Origin of the sequence: Allobosea rubneri (assembly GCF_032464875.1) — a bacterium.
Lineage (GTDB): Bacteria > Pseudomonadota > Alphaproteobacteria > Rhizobiales > Beijerinckiaceae > Allobosea > Allobosea rubneri.
Genome location: NZ_JAWDID010000002.1, coordinates 21212 through 42015 on the forward strand (window position 1 = coordinate 21212; position 20804 = coordinate 42015).

Consider the following 20804-nt stretch of genomic DNA (forward strand, 5'->3'; position numbering starts at 1 on the left):
TTACTCGCCGTGATCGCGCACCTCGGTGTGGCCATGGCGCCAATATGCAGCGACGAGACAGCAGTCCTTCGCCAGTTTCCACTCGCTGCGCAGATGCTTGCGGATGTCGCGCGCAGCCCTCTGTTCGCAGCCGGCGAAAACGAAAAGGCTGCCGACATCCGGCCTGCCGATCGCGCGCACGGCCTTCGACAGCAGGTCGGTCGAGCCTGCCGGGGCGCCGTCTCGATGCAGCCAGGTGATCGCGATCGCGGCGTCGGAGCGGATGTCCTGCTCCTCGGCGCGATCGGCGACCTCGATCACGATCGTGGCGCGAGCGGTCGTCGGCAGCGAGGCGGCGATGCGGGCGATTGCCGGCAGCGCGGTCTCGTCGCCGCAGAGCAGATACCAGTCGGCGGGGATGACATCGCCTCCACCCGGACCCAGCAGGCCGACGCGGTCGCCGGGCCTCGCATTGCGCGCCCAGACCGAACCCGGGGAATCTTCGTGCAGCACGACGTCGACGGCCAGCTCCTTACGGGCATGATCGATCGAGCGGATCGTATAGACCCGGCGCACCAACTCGTCCTGCGCCATCGGCCAGATGATGCGGCTGTCGGCGCCGACGCGCGGCCAGATCGGCTCGCGGCCCGCCGGTGGAATCAGGATGCGGACATGCAGGCCGCCGCTCTCGAAATGGGCTGTATCCTGGCAGGCGAGGATCACGCGCCGCATTGCCGGCGTCAGCGTATGTGCGCCGCGCACCACGGCTTCGCGGAAATAGGGAATCTGCGCCGGGGTGGGAGCGTCGCCCTGCCAGTTCAGGCCGAAGGGCTCTCCCTTCGCGAATTCGAACAGATGTTCGGCCAGGTAGGATTTGACGACGAAAAGGTAGGTCTCGTTCGGGCTGACCGCGGAAAGGCGCAGCGCGCCGCCCTCGATCGCGACCTCGACCGTGCCATAGGGGCCTTCGAGGCGAGCACCATCGCCCTGCCGCGTCACGGTGCCGTGTTCGGTGAAGTGATCGCAGAGTTGTCGAAGCATCGCCGGCGCGTCGCCGAGTTCGACGCGCGCCTGCGCATGCAGCCTGGCTGCTTCGGCCATTCCGACGTCCTTCGCGGTTCGGCGACCGGATTCGGAAGAGGCCACCGATCGGCACCACAAGCGGCGCGACGGCCTCCTGATAGGGCAATGCGACGAGACGTGCGAGGGGCGGAATTGGGGCCGGCCGCCCCCTGCGGAGGGGAGCGGCCTTCGACGGTGCGAGCTTCCGAAGCGGCGCGAGCCCACTTTCGCCACGGGCCGCGGCGGTGTAGGGCGAGGCGGCAGCGGCCGAAAACCGACGATACCGAGGGCAAGTTCGATCATGGAGAACAAGGCTTCCGCGTCCCAGTCCCGCGACGGCACCATGGCGACGAAGATTCTCTCCATGGCCGGAGCAGGCCTGCTTGCCGGCGATGACGGCGAGCTCTTCGAGCTCGATTCTGTGAGCTTCGGTGTTCCCGGCCGTGTGCTTCTGGAGCCGCTGACCTTGTCGCTTCCGGCGCGGCGCGTGACCGGGCTGATCGGTCACAATGGTTCGGGCAAGTCGACGCTGCTGAAGCTGCTCGCCCGCCAGCAGACGGTCTCGTCCGGCTCGATCCGCTTCGAAGGCAAGGCGCTCGATGCCTGGAGCGGTCGCGCCTTCGCCCGCAAGGTCGCCTATCTGCCGCAGCAGACGCCGCCTTCTTCGGGCCTGCTGGTCAAGGAGCTCGTCGCCCTCGGCCGCTATCCCTGGCATGGCGCGCTCGGCCGCTTCGGTGCCAAGGACCGCGAGAAGGTCGCCGAGGCGATGGCGCTCACCGACGTCGAAGCCTTCGCCGATCGGCTCGTCGACAGCCTCTCGGGCGGCGAACGCCAGCGCGTCTGGCTTGCCATGCTGGTCGCCCAGGATGCCGAATGCCTGTTGCTCGACGAGCCTACTTCGGCGCTCGACATTGCCCACCAGATAGAGGTGCTCTCGCTGGTACGCCGGCTGTCCTCGGAGCGGGGTCTTGGCGTCGTCGTTGTGCTGCACGACGTCAACATGGCGGCGCGGTTCTGCGACGAGATCGTCGCGCTGCATTCCGGCAGGATGATCGTCAAGGGAACGCCCGAAGACGTGATGACCGCGCCGCAGCTCGCCCGCATCTACGGCGTCGAGATGAGCGTCGTCGCCCATCCGCAGACACAGCGTCCGATCGCGGTTCCGGCCTGAGATCAGGCAAAAGGCGCAGGCAGGCCGCCGCGACGTGCGCGACGGATTGTGGCCATCCTGCCACATGCCGGGGCAAAGCGGGGTGGCGGCGCATACGGCCGCCACAGGCTCCCGACCCGTTTCCCGCAGGCCCATCCCACTGGAAAGCCTGACGGAATCAACGCGTCTGCGTGTGCTCCCGGCAGCGCGTGCTTTCTCAGTCTGGAATCGATATAAAACATTGTTATTGCGCGTGTTTTTCTACGCGGCATAGGTCGCCCGGCACGCTCGCCCCGGGCGGGCCATGATAATCGCCGCGGCATGGACAGGTTCACTCTTCGAAAGCTCTTGGCCACATTCGTGCAGGTGCGGCCGCGGCTCGAAGCCGTGGCGCGGGCCCGCACGGGCAGCCGGGCGCTGGCGGAGGATCTGATCCAGGACACCTGGTTCAAGCTCGAGGCTGCGCGGATCGAGGGGCCGATCGACAACCCCGCCGGCTTCATCATCCAGGTCGCGAACAACACCGTGACCGATCATCTGCGCAAGGAGCGGCGCCGCAGCGAACTCGATGCGGAGCTTTCCGACCTGCTCTGGGAGAGTGTCGATGCAGTCTCTCCCGAGCGGGCGTTGATCGGGCGCGAGCGGCTGCAGGCGGTCCGGGCGGCCCTCGACGAGTTGCCCGAGAAAACGCGGGAGATCTTTCTGATGAACCGTATCGAGCGCATTCCGCATCGTCGGATCGCGGAACTGCTCGGCATGAGCGACAACGCCGTCTACTACCATGTCCGGCGAGCGCTGGAGCGTCTGGCGGAACTGCGTGACGATTTCATTGACTGAATTTTCGCGATCTGTTCAGGCAAACGGCGCCTTCGCGCGTCTGTTACGGTAGGATGCCTCCGCGCGGGAGCGTCCGACACGCCACCGCTTTTCTGTGCCGGCTGAATGGACGAGTCCGACAAACGCCCCGACCGAGACCGCCGGATCGCACTCGACGCGCGCGACTGGATCGTGCGGCTGGCGTCGGGCGATGCCGGAGAGGCCGATCTGCGCGCCTTCAAGGCCTGGCGCGATGCCGCGCCGGAGCACGGCCTAGCCTTCGAACGGGAGCGTCGCTTCTGGCAGGAGTTGCAGGTCCTCGAAGGGGCGCTCGCCCGGCCGGCGGCGGAGGTGCGCGCAAGGCCGGCGGTCAGCCGGCGCGGTTTCGTGGTCGGCGGGGCGCTGGCCGCCGGAGCGGCAGGCGTCGCCCTCATGCCGCGGCTCGAACGACTCTGGCAGGCCGATTTCACCACGGCGGTGGGCGAGCAGAAGGAGGTAGCGCTGCCGGATGGCTCCGTCGCGACGCTCAACACCGACAGCGCCATCGCCGTCGATTTCCGCCCCGACCTGCGGTTGGTCCGGTTGCTGGGCGGGGAGGCGGTCTTCAAGGTGAAGCCGGGTGCTTCCGTGCCCTTCCGCGTTGCTTCGCTCGACGGGAACAGCGACGCGCTCGATGCCCAGTTTTCGGTCAATGCCGTGGACGGCGTGGCGACCGTGACGGTCGCGAACGGCCGCGCGCATGTCTCGGCACCTGCAGCGGCGACCGCGGCGTCTCTGCGCGACGGCGGCGGTGTCGAACTTCGGGACGACGAGCAGACGAGTTATTCCGCCGGCCGGCCGCCGAGGCCGGCCATGGCGGTCGACAGTGGCGCCGTCCTGGCCTGGCGTTCGGGACGCGTGATCTTCGAGGGGCGCCCGTTCTCTTCAGCCGTCGCCGAACTCGGGCGCTATGTGCCCGAACGCATCGTCCTTGGTCCGGCGGTAGCATCCGACCTACCGGTCAGCGCGATCTTCTCGACACGGGAAGCGTTGTCCGCGGTCCAGGCGCTCGCCAAGACGCAAGGGTTGACCGCGCGGCGAATTCCGGGCGTGGCGATCATCATCGCCTGACGCGCGCAACCTTTCAAAAAAAACGCTCCAGCTCTTTGGGCAACTTCGCCCGCCACCCGTCAATCGAGTGAAGGAAGCAGCAGCCGGGCTGTCCGGTGGCCTTCCACGCGGCCCGTTTCGGGCCGCTTTCGTTGCACGGCTTGGGGTTTCCGATGACGGACAGGGACGCTGGTGGGAATGTTTCGCGGCAGGCGCGTGGCCGGTTGTTGCGGAGCCTGACGCTTGGCACGGCACTCGGTCTCGGTCTTTTGCCGGTGGGGCTCGCCACGCTGCCGGCACAGGCGCAGAGCACGCGTGCCCAGGATTTCAATATTGCGAGCCAGCCGCTCAATCGCGCCCTGAGGGCGCTGGCCGACCAGTCGGGCGTGCAGCTCGCCTATCGCACGGCGATCGCGTCCGGAACGGTGGCGCCGGCCGTTCGGGGCTCGATGACGACGGAGCAGGCGCTCGCGCGGCTGCTCGCCGGCTCCGGGCTGAGCTACAGCTTCACCAACGCCAACACGGTGACAATCCTCGGCGGTTCGGCCGCGCGGGGCGGTGGCGTTGCTGTCGAGGGCGCGATGGCACTCGACACCATCGAGGTTCAGGGCGAGGACCCGCGCGGCCCGGTGGACGGGATCATCGCGCACCGCACCGCGACCGGCACCAAGACCGACGCGCCGATCCTCGAGGTCCCGCAGTCGATCTCGGTCGTGGGGCGCACGCAGATGGAGCGCCAGGGCGCGACCAGCGTGACGGAAGTGCTCCGCTACGTTCCCGGCGTCGTCATCGAGACCTATGGTCCGGACCCGAAGGGCTATGACTGGGTGCTGATGCGCGGCTTCAACGCGCAGTCGTCGAGCGATTTCCGCGACGGCCTGCGCCAGTCCTCGATCAGCTACAGCTTCTTCCGCACCGATCCCTACGCGCTGGAGCGTGTCGAGGTGCTGCGCGGCCCGTCCTCGTCGCTCTATGGCCAGAGCGATGCCGGCGGCCTCATCAACAAGGTCAGCAAGCGGCCGCGCGACAAGGCGCATTATCAGGTCGAACTGCAAGGCGGCAGCTATGACCGCTTGCAGGGAGCCTTCGACATCGGAGGGCCGGTCGATGCCGCCGGGACGCTGCTCTACCGTGTGATCGGCATCGCCCGCGACTCGAACACGCAGTTCAAGTACCCTAACGGGACCGAGCGTGCCGACGACCGCCTGCTGCTGGCGCCGTCCTTCACCTGGCGGCCGTCGGCGGACACCAAGCTCACCGTCTATGCCGAGGTGCTGCAGGACCGTTCCGGCGGCAGCGCCCTCTATTCGCGGGCGCCGGGCGGGCGCTGGCTGCCGGTGGGGGATCCGAACTTCGACAAGTTCAAGCAGGATCAGCAGGTCGTCGGCTACGAGTTCGAGCACCGCTTCAACGAGACGTGGACGCTGCGCCAAAACGCCCGCTACGGCCATACCGAGACCTTCCTCAACGCGACGCAGGGCTATTGGGCGCCGGCGGCCGGGGCGATCGCCCGGCGCAACCGCACCTTCGACGAGAGCATGAGCGCCTTCGTCTCCGATACCCAGCTCGAGGCGAAGTTCGGGACCGGCCCGGTCAGTCACACCGCCCTGTTCGGCTTCGACAACAACTTCGTCGATGCCGATGTCCGCGGCTGGCAGACGCCCTGGGGATCGACCCTGCTGAACCCCAACAGACCGGTTTATGGCATCGCCATGCCGGACCCCCGCCTGGTTGGCGCGCCGTTCCAGATCTACAATCAGAAGCTTGCCCAGTTCGGCATCTATGCTCAGGACCAGATCAAATGGGATCGCTGGATCCTGACGCTGGGCGGCCGCTACGACCGCATCGACGTCAAGACGGATGATAGCCTGACGCGTCGCAGCTACGAGCGGGTCGACGGCCAGTTCTCCGGACGTGTAGGCCTGACTTACCTGACGAGCTTCGGCCTTGCGCCCTACGTCTCCTATGCCGAGGCCTTCGTGCCGACGCTCGGCCTCGACGCGAGGGGGCAGACGATGGAGCCCTCGCAGAGCCGCCAGGTCGAGGTCGGCCTCAAATTCGAACCCGCTGGCTGGAACGCGCTCTTCACCGCGGCGCTCTTCGACCTCACCAAGACCAATGCCACCGTCTATACCACCAACGGTGCCGAGCCACTCGGGCGGACGAACTCCAAGGGCGTCGAGCTGGAGGCCAAGGTCAGCCTGGCCGAGGGGCTGGATTTCACAGGCTCCTACACCTTTGCCGATGTCGAGGTCGAGGTTGGCGCCACGGCCGCGCAGCGCGGCAAACGCCCGATGCTGGTGCCGGCGCATACCGCCTCCGGCTGGCTGAACTACACCTTCCAGCAGGGCGTTCTGAAGGGGCTCGGGCTCGGTGCCGGCGTGCGCTATGTCGGCCAGAGCTACGGCGACGCGCTCAACACGGTGAAGATCGATCCCTGGACGGTCGTCGATGCCGGCGCCAGCTACAAGTGGCGAAACGCGACCTTCGCGGTCAACGCCACCAACCTGTTCGACAAGAAGTACTTCGCCACCTGCGAAAGCGCGACCGCCTGCTATGAGGGGCAGCGGCGCACCGTGATCGGCCGGGTCCGGTTCGATTTCTGACGCGCTGACGAGACGCGGCCTGCTGGCAGCCGGGGCGGGAGCCCTGGCCGCCTTTGCCGCGCCCGGCGCATCGGCCGCGGCGCCACGGCGCGTGGCCTCGATCGCCTGGCTCGGCGCGGAGAATGCGTTGGCGCTCGGCGTGACGCCGGTCGGCGTCGCGGACGCCGGCTATTATCGCGAGCGCATGGTATCGCCGCGCTTGCCGGAGGCCGTTCCGGATCTCGGGCCGTTCTGGGAACCGAATCTCGAACGCCTTTTCGCCCTGCGCCCCGACCTCGTCCTGGTCGATGCCTGGTCGGTCATCGATGGCGCCAAGCTGGCGCGGATCGCCCCGGTCGAGCGCGTGCCGGCGTATCCGCAAGGTACAGGCGGGTGGGATTTTGCGACCGGCACCTTGCGGCGCCTGGGCAGCGTGCTGCAGCGGGAGGCTCAGGCCAGGCTGGTCGTGGCCGAGGCGGAACAGCGCATCGCTGCACTGCGTCAGCGTGTCGACGCCGCCGGACCGCTGCCTGCCTATGTCGGTCTGATCGCCCGCACTGGCCGCAACATCACGCTCTATGGCGGCTCCGGCTTGATCGGCGGCGTTCTGGAGCGCCTCGGGCTGCGCAACGCGCATCCCGGACCCTTCTCCGGTGTGGGCACCGTGACGGTCGGGCTCGATGCGCTGGCACGCGAGCCGGAGGCGATGATCCTCTGCATCGACCTTGCCACTGCGAGCGGCGGCTTTGCGCGCACCGTTGCCGGCAATGCGCTGTGGCGCAGCCTGCCCTCGGTGAGGCGCGGGCGCGTCGGCCTGCTCTCGGGCTTCTATCCCTTCGGCGGGCTCGGCTCCGCCCTCCATTTCGCCGAACAGGCGGTGCGGGTGCTGGAGAGCAGTGCTCGTGGGTGAGGGGACGGCGATCCGAAATCCCGCCTGGCCGCGGCTGCTGCTGCTTGCCACAGTGGCGCTGGGCGCCGGCCTCCTGCTTCAGCGCGCCGCTGCCACCTTGCCGGTGGAGCTGTGGTGGCCGGCGCTGCGGGCGTCGGCCGAGGGCGATATCCGCCAGGCTGTGTTCGGGCTCGCCATCATGCCACGCGCTGCGGTCGCGCTGCTGGCGGGGGCCGCGCTCGGGCTAGCCGGCGCGCTCTGCCAGCATGTGTTGCGCAATCCGCTGGCGGAGCCGACCGTGCTCGGCGTCAGCGCCGGCGCGCAACTCGCCTTGATCGCGGCGACGCTCTGGCTGCCGGGCGCGCTCGCCTGGGGGCCGGGCGTGCCGGCCTTCGCCGGGGCGGCGCTCGTCGCGCTCCTGATCCTGTCGCTCGCCCTGCGCGGCGGCGTCTCACCCGGCGCAATCGTTCTTTCAGGCCTGATCCTCGGCCTCTACGGGGCGAGCCTGGCCGCGCTCGCCGTGATTTTCCATCGCGACTATCTGACCGACATCCTGCTCTGGCAGGCCGGCGCGCTCGACCAGACCGGTTGGGAGGTCGCATTCTACCTTGCACCACGGCTGGCGGCGGGCTTCCTGCTCGCAGCTCTGCTGATCCGCCCGCTCGAGCTGCTCGGCCTCTCGGACGAAGGCGCGCAGGGGCTGGGCCTGCGGCTCGGCCTGATCCGCACCCTGACCTTCCTGCTGGCTGCCGGACTTGCGGGCGCCGTGGCGGCGACGGTGGGTGTGATCGGCTTCGTCGGCCTGATCGCCCCTCATCTCGCCCGCGCGGCGGGGGCCCGGCGATTGCGGCAGCGCCTGGTCTGGAGCCCGCTGGTCGGTGGGGGGCTGCTCTTTGCGACGGATCAGATCCTGCAATCCGTACCGGGGCTCGGCTTCATACCGACCGGCGCGGCATCGAGCATCCTCAGCCTGCCCTTGCTGCTCTGGTTGATGCGCCGTCTCGGAGCGTCGGGAGAGAGGTCCTCGCCGGCGGCTGGGCTGCCGCTGGCCCCAGGGCAACGGCCGGCGCTCATCCTGGCCTGCCTGTTGGCTGCGTTGGCAGCCATGGCCGCGCTCGCTCTGTTCGCAGGGCATGGCGAGCAGGGGTGGCAATGGTTGTCGCCGGCAGACAGCCCTTTCCTGGGCTGGCGCTGGCCTCGCGTGCTCGGTGCGATCTCGGCCGGCGCGCTTGTCGCGGTGGCGGGACTTCTGCTCCAGCGCACGACGGGCAACATGATGGCGAGCCCGGAACTGCTCGGCGTCAGCCAGGGGGCGGCGCTCGGCGTGACCCTGCTGGCCGTCGTCGCGCCATCCGCTGATGGAGCCACTGCGCTGCTGGCGGCAATGGCGGGCGCGCTTGCGGCCCTGGCGATCCTGGCCGGCACCGCCCTCTCCGGACGCTTGGGTCGTGGCGGCGCCGACCGCGTCCTGCTCGCCGGTGCGACGCTCGGCAGCCTGTTCGGTGGTTTGGCGACCTTGCTGCTCGCCATGGCCGGCGCGCGGGCGATGGCGCTGCTGAGCTGGATGACGGGATCGACGGCGCAGCTGACCCCGAGCCTCGCGCTGACGGCGGCAGGATGCGCCGCCGCCGTGCTGCTGCTCGGGCTGGCCGCGCGGCGCTGGCTCGCCATCCTGCCGCTCGGACCGGAGACCGCCGCAGGGCTCGGGCTGCCCGCCGGACGCGGCCGCCTCGGGCTTCTAACCCTCGCCGCCGCGGCCACCGGTGTCGCGACCGTGCTGGTCGGCCCCCTGAGCTTCATCGGCCTGCTTGCCCCGCGGCTTGTGGTGCTGGCGGGCTTTCGTACGCCCGTCCAGACGATGATCGCCGCTGCGACCACGGGCGCCTTGCTGCTGACCGCCGCCGACTGGCTGGGACGCAACCTCATCTATCCCTGGGCGCTTCCCGCGGGGCTGCTTGCGACGGTGCTGGGATGCCCGGTTGCGCTGTGGCTGCTTCTTCGCGGCAGAGGTCCGGAAGGCGTCGGCGCACGCTGAAAGGCCCGATCCGACAACCGGACCTCCGCCCGACCGGGAACTCGGCAAGAGTGCGACGCCGGTGAAGGCAGTCGACCCGGCGTCCTCCCGGCCGGCTCGCCATTCGCCTCGGGCTTAGGTTCGATCGTTCCCGGCGAGGGCGGCGAGCTCGCCGCGGATCATTGCTAGCAGCTGTTCGCGCCGGCTCTCGGTCATGCGCTCCAGCACCATGGCGAGGCTGACCGCGGCATAGGGCGGGGCTGAGCCGTTGGGGACCGCGAGGCCGATGCCGATGCTGCCATCGGTGATCGCGTCGCGACGCAGCGCATAGCCGCGCTGGCGCGTCTTCTCGAGATCGTCGCGCAACTGCTCGACGGTGAGATGGCCGCGCTCGGCATAGGCTGTCCGGTTGGCCTCGACGATGGCGTCGGCCTCGGCTTTCGGCAGTGCGCCGAGCAAAGCGAGGCTGCCGGCGGTGATGCCGAGCGGATAGCGGTCGCCGACCTTCAGGGTCAGTGTCTTGATCGGGTAGTTGCCCTCGACCCGGTCGATGCAGACGACCTCGAAATCCTGTCGCATCACCAGATAGGCGGTGTCTCCGGAGAGCTCGGCCAGCCGTTGCATCAACGGCTTCAGCCGCGCCGCGACATCGACCCGGTGGCTCGCCGCAAGCCCGAGCTCATAGGCGAGCATGCCCAGATGATAGCGCTGCGTCTCGGGATCCTGTCCGGCCATGCCATGGTCGACGAGCCGCTTCAGGATGCGCCGGGCGGTCGGGGTCGCAAGGTCGGCGGCGCGCGCCAGATCGGTGAGGCGCGCCGACCCACCGCTTTGGGCGATCGAGCGCAACAGGAAAATGGCACGGTCGATGACCTGGGTGCCCTGGGCGGGCTCCCGCGCCGTGCTCTCGCCATCCTGCGCCATGTGCTGAAGGTCTCCGCTTCCCCGTCTGCCCAGTGCGGGGCACGGGCCTCGAACAGTCGAATTCGGTCTCTTCATCGGACCATAGGTCAGAGCGGACCCCTGTCGAGCACATAGCCTTCCGCCCGCGCATTGAGAAGATGGGCGGAAGGCACGGCGCGAGAGCGTCCGAAGGGCGAGGCGGGCTTGCGGCACTGGCGGCTCGCCGCCTCGCCGCTTTGGCCTGCCCGCTTGGTGCGCCCGGCCCGGCGCATTCAGGAGGCCTGCAGCCTGGCGAAGCCGGCGATCGGCGGATAGGCATCCGGATCGACATGGACATCGAGAAGGAACGGGCCCTTCGCCGCGAACATCGCATCGAGCCCGGCTGCGAGCTCGCTTGCCGAGGCGACGGTGGCGTTGGCGCAGCCCACCGCGCGGGCGATCATCGCATGGTCGATCCGGGTGATCGCGCAGATGTCGGTCGCCTGGCCGAAGCGCAGCATCTCGGCATGGCGCTGGAAGCCGAGAACCGCATTGTTCAGGACGATCAGCTTGACGTCGATGCCGTGCCGGACGGCGCATTCCAGCTCCGCCCAGCAATGCGAGAAGCCGCCATCGCCGACCACCGCGACGACGGGGGTGGAAGGCAAGGCGAGGCGCGCGCCGAGCGCCAGCGGGTAGCCCCAGCCGATCCCGGCGAGCCCGCGCGGAAACAGGAAGCGCCTCCCGGGCTCGCGGGCCTGCAGATATTGCGAGACCCAGAGGCTGGAATAGCTGGCATCGGCGGCGAAGACGGTCTCCGCCGGCGCCCGGTCCTGCAGGACATGCATCAGGTGCTCGGGGCGCAACGGGTCGCCGGACCGCTTCGTCACGGCTGCGACCTCCTCGGCGGTGGTTGTGCGGGCCTGTGCGATGGCCTCCGCGAGCAACGGCCGGCGGCGCGCCGCGCCGCCTTCGGCATCGACAAGCCCGGCCATGGCGAGGCTAAGCGCGTGCAATGTGGTGCGGGCGTCGCCGACCAGCGGCAGCGCCGGATAGTTCCGCGTCGTTTCCTCGACCGCGACGTCGATATGGATGAAGGCCGCGCCGCTCGGAAACAGGCTCCATGAGGCCGTGCCATTGTCGTTGGTCCGGTTGCCGACGAACATCACCACATCGGCCGAGCGGATCAGCGAGCGCATCGCTCGGGAAGGGCTGCCGGGACCCATCGCGCTGCCGACCACGCCGAGAGAAAGTGGATCGGCTTCGCTCACGGCCCCCTTGCCCATGATCGTGGTCGCGACGCCGAGCGCGAAGCGCTGTTGCAGGCCGGCAAGCTCGGCCTGTGCGCCCGAGCTATGGACCCCGCCGCCGGCGACGATGATCGGCATCCTGGCAGTGGCGAGCAGGCGGGCGGCCTCGGCGATCGCTGCCGGCTCGGGCTGCTGGCGCAGCGCGGGAAAGGCGGCGGGCACGGAGCGGGGCGCGCGCAGTTGGGGCGCCCGCTCGGTCAGGACGTCGGCCGGGATGGCGAGCGCCACCGGCCCTGGCCGGCCGCTGGTCGCGATGAGGATCGCCTTGCGCAGCATTTCGAGGGCGCGCGCGCCATCGTCGACGCGGCGGAACCATTTCGTGCAGGAGGCGAAGAGCGCCGCGTGGTCGAACTCCTGGAAGGCGTTGCGGTCGACATGGGAGCGCTCGACGTCCTGGACCAGGACGAGCACCGGCACCGAGGCCTTGAAAGACTCGGTCAGTCCTGCCGCGACCAGTGCCGCTGCGGCGCCGTTCTGGGTGGCGATGCAGCCGAGGCGGCCGGAAGCGCGGGCGAAACCGTCCGCCATCGCCGCTCCGGCATTCTCCGTCCGGAATCCGATCTGTCGCAGGCCGCGCCGCTCGGCCGCCAAAGTGAGGGCCGAGGGCGAGCCCTGGCCGAAGATCAGCTCTACGCCGGCCGCCTGAAGCTCGGCGGCAAGCACTTCAGCGACGGTGGGCTGCTGATTTTCGATCATGGGGGGGTTCAAGAAGCCATAATGTGGATAGATGAACGCAACGATAATGGCGATTTATTGCCAATTGCAATACTTCATGGAATGAAATCTGAAATCATATTTCATATGGTGGAATTTTATGAATGCAAGCGCCGAGGGCCTGTCAGTCGACGAGGTCTACAAGCTCCTGATCGGATTGATCGTTCCTCGTCCGATCGCCTGGGTGACGAGCCTGTCGCCGGAGGGTGTGGTGAATCTGGCTCCGTTCAGTGCCTTCACCTATCTCTCGACGGAGCCGCTGCTGATTGGAATCAGCGTCATGCGCCGCGGCGACGGGTTGAAGGATACGGCGCGGAGCATCGCGGCCGCGGGTGATTTCGTCGTCAACATCGCCGACGAGGCGCTGGTCCAGCCGGTTCATCTCAGTGCGGCCGAGCATCCGTGCGATGTCAGCGAGGCGGAGCTGCTCGGGCTGGAGCTGGTGGCGTCGCTCGATGTTGCGACGCCGCGCCTGGCGTGTGTCCCGGCGGCGCTCGAGTGCGGCTTCGAGCAGGTCATCGCCTTCGGTGATCAGGGTGCGCAGCTCATCGTCGGGCGTGTGCGTCGGTTCCATGTCCGTGACGATCTGATTGATGGCGGGAAGGTGGTGACGGAGCGGCTGCGCCCTCTCTGTCGGATCGCTGGGCCTAAATATGCCGGCCTGGGCGAGGTCTGTACGCTGGCTCCCGTCCGTCGGGATGGTTCACATTCCTATTCCACTTAGTGGATCCAATTTTTGTCATGCTCCCTATTGACCCAAATAATTCCACCGATATGCTGCGAATCCTGTCAATAAGCATCCATATAATGGAATATCGACATGGCATTCAGCGAGATCGAGTACAGCGTGTCGGGGGCGGTCGCGCGCATCCTGCATGCGCGGCCGGGTGCCCGGAACGCTGAAAGCCAGCTCCTGCTGGACGAGATGGATGCGGCGCTCGCCGCCGCCACGGCCGATGCCGAGGTTCGGGTCATCGTGATCGGCGGCCAGGGCGATCACTTCTCGGCCGGGCACGATCTCAAGGAGGCCCAGGCGAAGCGGCAGGGCTTCACCGTCGAGCAACGCTGGGACTACGAGCAGCTGCGCTATTTCGATTATGCGCTGCGGATCTGGGATTGCCCGAAGCCGACGATCGCGCAGGTGCAGGGCGCCTGCATCGCCGGCGGCTTCATGGTCGCCAATCTCTGCGACCTCGTCGTCGCCGCCGATGACGCCTTCTTTGCCGATCCCGTTTGCCACTCCATGGGTGCGGCCGCCGTCGAGGTGCTGGTTCATCCCTGGGTGATGGGGACGCGAAAGGCCAAGGAGTTCCTCTTTACCGGCGCGCGTCTCTCGGCTCAGGAGGCTCTGGCGGCGGGCATGGTCAACCGTGTCGTCGCCCGGGCCGAGCTCGAAAGCGAGGTCCAGGCCATGGCGGAGCGGGTCGCCGCTGCGCCGCCCTTCGCGCTGCGGCTGATCAAGCGCTCGCTGAACCGGACCATGGACATGCAGGGTTTCCGCAATGCCCTGTCCGCCCATTTCGATAGCCACCAGCTTTCGCATGTCTCGGCCGAGTTCGCGCAGATGCGCGGCAGCGGCCTGGCGAGCGCGATCGAGCGCGGGCGCCGGTGAGCCTCTCCATGAACGGCCTTTCCGCCATGGCGGCTGCCCCTTCGCCGGCAGCCATTCTCGCCGCGCCGTCCGACGAGGCGTTCCGCGCCGGGATCAAGGCCTGGTTCGCGCAGGAGCTGCCGCGCCTGGCCGGGGCGCGCTACGGCACCGCCGAGATGCAGCGTCTCGCGTTCCGCCGCGAATGGGAGGACCATGTCTGCCGTTCCGGCCTCTCCGGCCTTGGCTGGTCCGAGGCGGTCGGCGGGCGGCCGCTCTCGCTGAGCCGGCAAGCGATCTACCATCAGGAATATGCCCGCGCGAAAGCGCCGCTCGCGGTCAATCTGATCGGCCACGGCATCGTCGGTCCGACCCTGATCGCCTTCGGCTCGCAGGAGCAGAAGGACCGCTTCATTCCAAAGCTCCTCGGCAATGAGGAGATCTGGTGCCAGGGCTATTCCGAGCCGAACTCAGGCTCCGATCTTGCCTCGCTCACGACTCGGGCGGAGCGCCGCGGCGACGTCTACATCCTCAACGGCCAGAAGATCTGGACGAGCTTCTCCCATCTCGGCGACTGGTGCTTCCTGCTCGCGCGGACCTCGAGCGAGGGTCCGCGCCAGCGCGGCATCTCGGTCTTCCTCGTCGACATGCGCCTGCCCGGTATCCGGGTCCGGCCGATCCGCCAGATCACCGGCGAGGCCGATTACGGCGAGGTCTTCCTCGACGATGTCGAGGTGCCGGTCTCCTGCCGGCTCGGCGAGGAGAATGCCGGCTGGGGCATCGCCATGGCTGCCGCCAATTTCGAGCGTGGTACCTATTTCATCCCGCGCATCGTCCGACTCCAGACCGAGCTTGAGGATCTGGTGCGGCTGGCGGCGACAACCCAGCGCGACGGGCGCAAGGCGATCGAGGATCCACTGATCCGCGAGGCCATCGCCCGCCTGCTCTGCGACGCCCATGCCCTGCGGCTCCATGCCGACCGGATGCTGAAGCAGGCGGAGGACGGCGTGCCGCCTGGTGTCGAGGGCTCGGCCGTGAAGCTGCTCTGGAGCGAGACGCATCAGCGCCTGTTCGACCTCGCCATGGACATCATGGGCCCGGCCTTCCAGTACGGGCCTCAGGAGAAGCTGGCGCCGGCCGAGGGGCTGTGGCACCGCGACTATCTCTGGACCCGCGCCGAGACGATCCTGGCCGGCACCTCCGAAATCCAGCGCAACATCATTGCCGAACGTGGCCTGGAGCTGCCGCGATGACACAGGGCGTTTCCACGGCCTATTCCGACCAGATGCTGCGCGACGCCGCGGCGCGTACGCTCGCCGAAGCCGCTCCGAACGCGGCCCTGGTGCAGGATGCGGATGCCTCTACGGCCTTCGCCGAGAGCCATTGGCGGCTCGCCGCCGAAATGGGCTGGACCGGCATCATGGTGCCCGAGAGCCATGGCGGCCTCGGTCTCGGCCTCGCCGAGGCAGCGGACATCGTCGAGGAGATGGGCGCGCAACTGTTCTGCGGCCCCTATGCGCTGTCGGCAGTGCTGCTGGCTGGTCTCGCGCCCCGCTTTGGCGCGGTCGGGGACGCGCTTCTGCAGGAGTTGGCCGAGGGGAAGGTGCGGCTCGGGCTCGCGACGGCGGAGCCGATATGCGACGCCGCGGAGCGTGTGGTCCTGCCGCTGATCGAGCACGCGGCCGGTGCGAGCCATATCCTTCGCATGGAGCGCGGAGAAGCCGGCGTCGACTTCGTCCTCTACCGGACCGCCGGGGCGACGAGCCGGGCGCTTCAGCCGATGGACCCCACGACGCCCATCGCAAGCGTGACCCTCGCGCCGGATGCCGAGATGGCGCGGGCGAGCTGCAGCCATAGCGAGGCCGAGCGCCTCCTGCTGCCGATCCATGTCCTGACCGCGGTCGAGCTGGTCGGCATCGCCCGGGCGGCTTTCGAGCGGGCGGTCGCGCATGTCCGGCAGCGCAAGCAGTTCGGCGAGGTCATCGGGCGCTTTCAGGCGATCAAGCATCGCCTTGCCGACGGGTTCACTTTGCTCTCGCATGCGCGGCTCGCCGTGTCCGATGCGGTGCAGCGGCCCGGCGATCTCGATGCGGCCCAGATCGCCCGCGTCATCGCCGCCGACGCCGCGATGAAGATCACGGCCGACTGCATCCAGCTGCATGGCGGCATGGGGTTCTCATGGGAGACCGACGCGCATTTCTATCTGAAGCGCGCGCGTCGGCTCCATGCCAGCTTCGGCGGCACCGCGGCGCTGCGCAAGCGCGCCGGAGACCGGTTCATCGAAAGCCTTTTGACGCCGGAGCAGGCCGCGTTCAGCGCCGCCGGCGCAGATAGAAGCGAGGTAGTCTAGTGTCTCTCAACGAGGTGAAGCCCGCGCGGACGGACGAGGAAAGCGCCCCGGCGGTTCCCTATTACTGGAAGTCGGTCGACTGGGACGGGTTGATGCGGGATTACCCGCCGCCGCCGCATTTCCAGCAGACAACCGGAAAGATGTCCGACCAGGAGCTGCGCGCGCTGCAGAACGCCCGCTTCCTGGCGCGCATGGACGATGCCTGGCGCACGCCGTTCTACGATACGCGCTGGCGCGCGGCCGGGATCGAGCCCGGCGACATTCGTGGCCTCGATGATATCGAGAAGCTGCCGACCTTCACCAGCGACGACCTCAAGGAGGCGATCGCGGCCGCGCCGCCCTTCGGCAGCCACCAGCCGGTCACGGCCGAGGATCTGGCGGGCACGCCCTTCAAGGTGCACACCTCCGGCGGCACCACCGGCTTCCCGCGCCTCACCCTGTTCGACCCTGTCGCCCTCGAAGTGCAGGCGATCCAGACGGCGCGCGCGCTCTGGGCGCAGGGCACGCGCCCCGGCGATGCCGTGCAGATCACCTACACGCTCGCCATGGCCAATGCCGGCTATTGCGGCCTCTACGCCTGCCTGCACTGGCTCGGCGCGATGCCGGTCACGACCGGCTCGGGCGTGGTGACGCCGAGCGAGCGCCAGCTCGAATACGCGCTGAAGATCGGCACCACCGCCTGGTATGGCCGCGCCGAATATCTGGCGCGCCTCGTCCAGGTGGCGAACGAGACCGGCTTCGACCTGCGCTCGCTCAAGACCAAGCGGTTGCACTCCTTTCTCGGCCCGGATGTCGACGGCCATCTGCGCGGCCAGCTCGAGGAGGCCTGGGGCTGCCCGGTCTACGACAATTACGGCACGCACGAGATCGGCCAGATCGCCTTCGAATGCGAGGCGAAGGACGGCAAGCACATCAGCGAGGACACGGTCTATCTCGAGACCGCCGATGTCGAGACCGGCGCGGTGCTGCCGGCCGGCGAGCGCGGCAATCTCGTCGTGACCAGCCTGCATCGCAGCACGCCGCCGATCATCCGCTACGATCTGCGCGATCTGCTCGTCGCCTATGAGCGCTCGGAGTGCTCCTGCGGCCTGTGCACGCGCAAGCTCTCGATGTTCCTCGGCCGCAGCGACGAGATGGTGAAGCTGCGCGGCACCAACGTCTATCCGATGGCCTGCCAGAGCGCGGTCACCGCCGACCCGCGCGCGACCGGCGAGTTCCTCTGCGTCGTCGCCTATTCCGGCGAGGGCCTCTCGCGCCGGGAGTCGATGACGGTCCGGGTCGAGAAGAAGTCGGACGAGATCGACGATGCGGCCTTCGCGGCCGACATGGAGGCCGCCCTGCATCGCGATCTGAGCGTGCGGGTCGCGGTCGAGATCGTGCCGCCGGCGAGCCTGCTGCCGCTTACGCAGGTCGGCAGCACCGGCAAATCCCGGCGCCTGCTCGATCTGCGCCAGAACGGAAAGTGACGATGACGAAGACGATCACTCTCGCGAAAGCGCTGGCCGCGGTCGCGCCCGGCAGCTCGGTGGCCTTCGGCGGCGGCGGCATTCAGCGCAAGCCGATGGCGGTGGCGCGGGCGCTCGCGGCTGCGGATGTCGGCGATCTCACCCTCGTCGCCATGCTGGGCGGCCCGGAAGTCGATCTCCTGATCGGCGCCGGCAAGGTCCGCGAACTGCAGTTCGCTTTCGTCGGCTTCGACGCCTTCGGGCTGGCGCCGCATTTCCGTCGGGCGCGCGAGGCCGGCAGCATCTCGGTCGTGGAGTACTCGGAGGCGACGATCATCGCCGCCTTCGAGGCCGGCGCGAAGAACCTGCCCTTCCTACCGACACGCTTCGGGCTCGACACCGACATCCTGACGACGCCGACGGCGCCGTTCCGCAAGATCGCCTGCCCGTTCAGCGGCGAGGAATTGCTGGCGGTGCCGGCCCTGCGGCCGGATGTCGCCTTCATCCACGCCAACATCGCCGACCGGCACGGCAATGCCGTGATTATCGGCGACGGCTATGCCGATCCGCTCCTCGTCCAGGCGGCGAAGACCGTCTTCGTCACGGCCGAGAGGATCGTCGACGAATTGCCGGATGACGCGGCGACCGCCGGCGGCACCTTCCTTTCGCGGCTCTGGATCGACGGCGTGATCGAGGCGCCGCGCGGCGCCGGCATGACGGCGCTTTATCCGGACTACCGCTTCGATCTGCCGGCGGTGCTGGAATACCAGAAACGGGCGACCGATTCCGAATGGTTCTCTGCATGGATTCGGGAGCAGTGACGATGACCGACTACACGCTGGAAGAACTCCTGATCAGCCGCATGGCCAAGGAGTTCCGCGGCAACGCCATGGGCGTCGGCGCGACGATCCTGTCGGATCTTTCGGCGCGCCTCGCCAAGGCGCTGCATGTCCCGGATCTCTTCCTGACCACGGGTTCGCGCGCCGCCGCCGATTGCGACGTGCACGCCAAGGCGCTGGTCGACGAATGGACGCTGGCCGCCTCGGGGCGGATGAATCTGAGCTGGCAGGAGATGTTCCATCTCATCGCCCACGGCAAGCTGCAGATCTGGATCGGCACGGTCCAGCTCGACCAGTACGGCGCCTCCAACATCTCGGTGATCGGCCCCTGGGCCAAGCCGAAGGCGCAGCTCGTCGGCGCGCGCGGTGTTCCCGACGACCTCTGGGGCTGCGAAACGCTCTGCTATCACATCCGCCGGCATACCCCGCGCACGATCGTCGCCAAGGTCGATTTCGTCTGCGGCCGCGGCAATGAGGATGGCGGCGGTCAGGCGCGCCCGGTGCGCCGTGCCAAGCCCGGCCTCGTCGTCACCGATCTCGGCGTCTTCGACTTCGAGGGACCGGGCGGGTCGATGCGCGTCGTCTCCCTGCATCCCGGCGTCACGCTGGAGCGTGTGCAGGAGAAGACCGGCTTCGTCGTCCATACCGCGGGCGAGATCGCGGTGACGCCGGCACCGACCGCCGAGGAGCTGCGGTTGATCCGCGACGTGATCGATCCGCATGGGCTGCGTCGGCTCGAATCCAACGAGGGCGGCGACGAACTGCTGATGGATCTCTGGCAGCGCGAAACCGGCGCGCCGGTCGAGGGGAGGGCGTGATGCGCCGGGCTGTCATCGTTTCCTTCGCGCGCACGCCGATGGGCCGTGCCTATCGCGGCGCCTTCAACAACACCCATGCGGCGAGCCTCGCCGGCCATGTCGTGGCCGAGGCGGTCGCCCGGGCCAAGGTCGATCCGGCGCTGATCGAGGACTTGATCCTCGGCTGCGCCATGCAGGAAGGCGCCTCCGGCTACAACATCGCCCGCCAGGCGGTGCTGCGCGCCGGGCTGCCGGTGACCGTGGCCGGCGCGACGATCAACCGCTTCTGCTCCTCCGGCCTGCAGGCGATCGCCATGGCGGTCGACGCCGTCACGAACCATGGCGCGCAGGCGGTCGTGGCCGGCGGCGTCGAGACCATCAGCCTCGTGCAGAACGAGCACAAGAACACCTACCGCTTTCACGATGAATGGCTGAAGGCGAACCGGCCGGACGTCTACATGCCGATGCTCGACACCGCCGAGGTGGTGGCGAAGCGCTACGGCATCGGCCGCGACGAACAGGATGCCTATGCGCTGGAAAGCCAGCGCCGCACGGCCGCCGCCCAGGAGGCGGGTCGCTTCGACGCCGAGATCGCGCCGATGGACAGCGTCAAGCTCAACACCGACAAGGCGACGGGGGTGACGAGCGAGGAAGTCGTGCGCCTCGGCCGCGACGAGGGCAACCGTCCCGACACCAATGCCGCCGGTCTCGCCAAGCTCGAGCCGATCCGCCAGGGCGGTACCGTCACCGCCGGCAATGCCAGCCAGCTTTCGGATGGCGCCGCCGCCTGCGTGGTGATGGAGGAAAAGCTCGCCGAAAAGCTCGGCCTGTCGCCGCTCGGCGCGCTCTCGCATTTCGCCGTTGCCGGCTGCGAGCCCGACGAAATGGGCGTCGGCCCGATCTTCGCGGTGCCGCGGCTGTTGTCGCGGGCGGGACTTTCGGTTGACGACATCGACCTCTGGGAGCTCAACGAGGCCTTCGCGGTGCAGGTGCTCTACTGCCGCGACAAGCTCGGCCTGCCAGCCGACCGGCTCAATGTCGATGGCGGCGCGATCGCCGTCGGTCATCCCTATGGGATGTCGGGCGCACGCATGCTGGGGCATGCCCTGTTCGAGGGGCGGCGCCGCGGCGCCAGGCGCGCGGTCGCGACGATGTGCGTCGGCAGCGGCATGGGCGCGGCCGGCCTGATCGAGGTATTTTGATCCACATCGTGGATGATCTATCCGCGCCTTTGCCCTTGAACGGCAAAGGTGCTTACAGTTAGGCCGAGGCTAACGATAACAAATTCCATATAA

17 protein-coding genes are annotated in these 20804 nt (G+C 68.5%); 14 read left to right on the forward strand and 3 right to left on the reverse strand.

Features of this window, described 5'->3' with window-relative positions; translation table 11 throughout:
- Positions 1-1080: a DUF2218 domain-containing protein gene (locus RKE40_RS01495; protein ID WP_316016481.1), complete on the reverse strand. Its 1080-nt coding sequence runs from the start codon at positions 1078-1080 to the stop codon at positions 1-3.
- Positions 1081-1384: 304 nt separating this feature from the next.
- Between RKE40_RS01495 and RKE40_RS01500 the strand changes: the two genes are divergently transcribed.
- The 6 genes from RKE40_RS01500 (at position 1385) to fhuB (ending at position 9605) form a co-directional block, all read left to right on the forward strand.
- Positions 1385-2212, forward strand: a complete 828-nt coding sequence (locus tag RKE40_RS01500; protein WP_316016482.1) for an ATP-binding cassette domain-containing protein — start codon at positions 1385-1387, stop codon at positions 2210-2212.
- A gap of 327 nt (positions 2213-2539) precedes the next feature.
- Entirely contained in the window at positions 2540-3028 is a 489-nt protein-coding gene (locus RKE40_RS01505; RefSeq protein WP_316016483.1) for an RNA polymerase sigma factor, read from the forward strand.
- Between the two features lie 105 nt (positions 3029-3133).
- Positions 3134-4117 carry a FecR family protein gene (locus tag RKE40_RS01510; RefSeq protein ID WP_316016484.1) on the forward strand — a complete coding sequence of 328 codons (984 nt, stop codon included), beginning with the start codon at positions 3134-3136 and terminating at the stop codon, positions 4115-4117.
- A gap of 152 nt (positions 4118-4269) precedes the next feature.
- Entirely contained in the window at positions 4270-6702 is a 2433-nt protein-coding gene (locus RKE40_RS01515) for a TonB-dependent siderophore receptor (protein ID WP_316016485.1), read from the forward strand.
- A gap of 91 nt (positions 6703-6793) precedes the next feature.
- A complete protein-coding gene (locus RKE40_RS01520) occupies positions 6794-7591 on the forward strand; it encodes an ABC transporter substrate-binding protein (protein WP_316016486.1) in 798 nt (265 codons plus the stop codon).
- The gene (gene fhuB / locus RKE40_RS01525; protein WP_316016487.1) at positions 7584-9605 is read left to right on the forward strand and encodes a Fe(3+)-hydroxamate ABC transporter permease FhuB; all 2022 of its coding nucleotides are present in this window, start codon (positions 7584-7586) and stop codon (positions 9603-9605) included. The genes RKE40_RS01520 and fhuB overlap by 8 nt, the downstream gene beginning before the upstream one ends.
- A 114-nt stretch (positions 9606-9719) precedes the next feature.
- Here fhuB and RKE40_RS01530 read toward each other — a convergent pair whose 3' ends face one another.
- Both RKE40_RS01530 and RKE40_RS01535 read right to left on the reverse strand, forming a co-directional pair.
- Positions 9720-10508 carry an IclR family transcriptional regulator gene (locus tag RKE40_RS01530; RefSeq protein WP_316016488.1) on the reverse strand — a complete coding sequence of 263 codons (789 nt, stop codon included), beginning with the start codon at positions 10506-10508 and terminating at the stop codon, positions 9720-9722.
- Between the two features lie 251 nt (positions 10509-10759).
- Positions 10760-12472: an acetolactate synthase catalytic subunit gene (locus tag RKE40_RS01535; protein WP_316016489.1), complete on the reverse strand. Its 1713-nt coding sequence runs from the start codon at positions 12470-12472 to the stop codon at positions 10760-10762.
- A 118-nt stretch (positions 12473-12590) separates the two neighbouring features.
- On the opposite strand from RKE40_RS01535, the gene RKE40_RS01540 reads away from it, so the two are divergent.
- From RKE40_RS01540 to RKE40_RS01575, 8 genes are all read left to right on the forward strand, one after another.
- Positions 12591-13214 carry a flavin reductase family protein gene (locus RKE40_RS01540; RefSeq protein WP_316016490.1) on the forward strand — a complete coding sequence of 208 codons (624 nt, stop codon included), beginning with the start codon at positions 12591-12593 and terminating at the stop codon, positions 13212-13214.
- Positions 13215-13310: 96 nt separating this feature from the next.
- Positions 13311-14102: an enoyl-CoA hydratase gene (locus RKE40_RS01545; RefSeq protein ID WP_316016491.1), complete on the forward strand. Its 792-nt coding sequence runs from the start codon at positions 13311-13313 to the stop codon at positions 14100-14102.
- Between the two features lie 8 nt (positions 14103-14110).
- Positions 14111-15331 (forward strand): acyl-CoA dehydrogenase family protein, encoded by a 1221-nt coding sequence (locus RKE40_RS01550; protein WP_316016492.1) that lies wholly within the window; start codon positions 14111-14113, stop codon positions 15329-15331.
- Positions 15328-16428 (forward strand): acyl-CoA dehydrogenase family protein, encoded by a 1101-nt coding sequence (locus RKE40_RS01555; protein ID WP_316016493.1) that lies wholly within the window; start codon positions 15328-15330, stop codon positions 16426-16428. Before RKE40_RS01550 ends, RKE40_RS01555 begins: the two co-directional genes overlap by 4 nt.
- Positions 16428-17894, forward strand: a complete 1467-nt coding sequence (locus RKE40_RS01560; protein ID WP_316016494.1) for a phenylacetate--CoA ligase family protein — start codon at positions 16428-16430, stop codon at positions 17892-17894. Before RKE40_RS01555 ends, RKE40_RS01560 begins: the two co-directional genes overlap by 1 nt.
- 2 nt (positions 17895-17896) lie before the next feature.
- Complete coding sequence (locus tag RKE40_RS01565) at positions 17897-18694, forward strand: CoA transferase subunit A (RefSeq protein WP_316016495.1); 798 nt, start codon at positions 17897-17899, stop codon at positions 18692-18694.
- Between the two features lie 2 nt (positions 18695-18696).
- Entirely contained in the window at positions 18697-19530 is an 834-nt protein-coding gene (locus tag RKE40_RS01570; RefSeq protein WP_316016496.1) for a CoA-transferase subunit beta, read from the forward strand.
- On the forward strand, positions 19530-20711 hold the full coding sequence (locus tag RKE40_RS01575; RefSeq protein WP_316016497.1) for an acetyl-CoA C-acyltransferase: 1182 nt from the start codon (positions 19530-19532) through the stop codon (positions 20709-20711). The genes RKE40_RS01570 and RKE40_RS01575 overlap by 1 nt, the downstream gene beginning before the upstream one ends.
- Positions 20712-20804 lie beyond the last annotated feature (93 nt).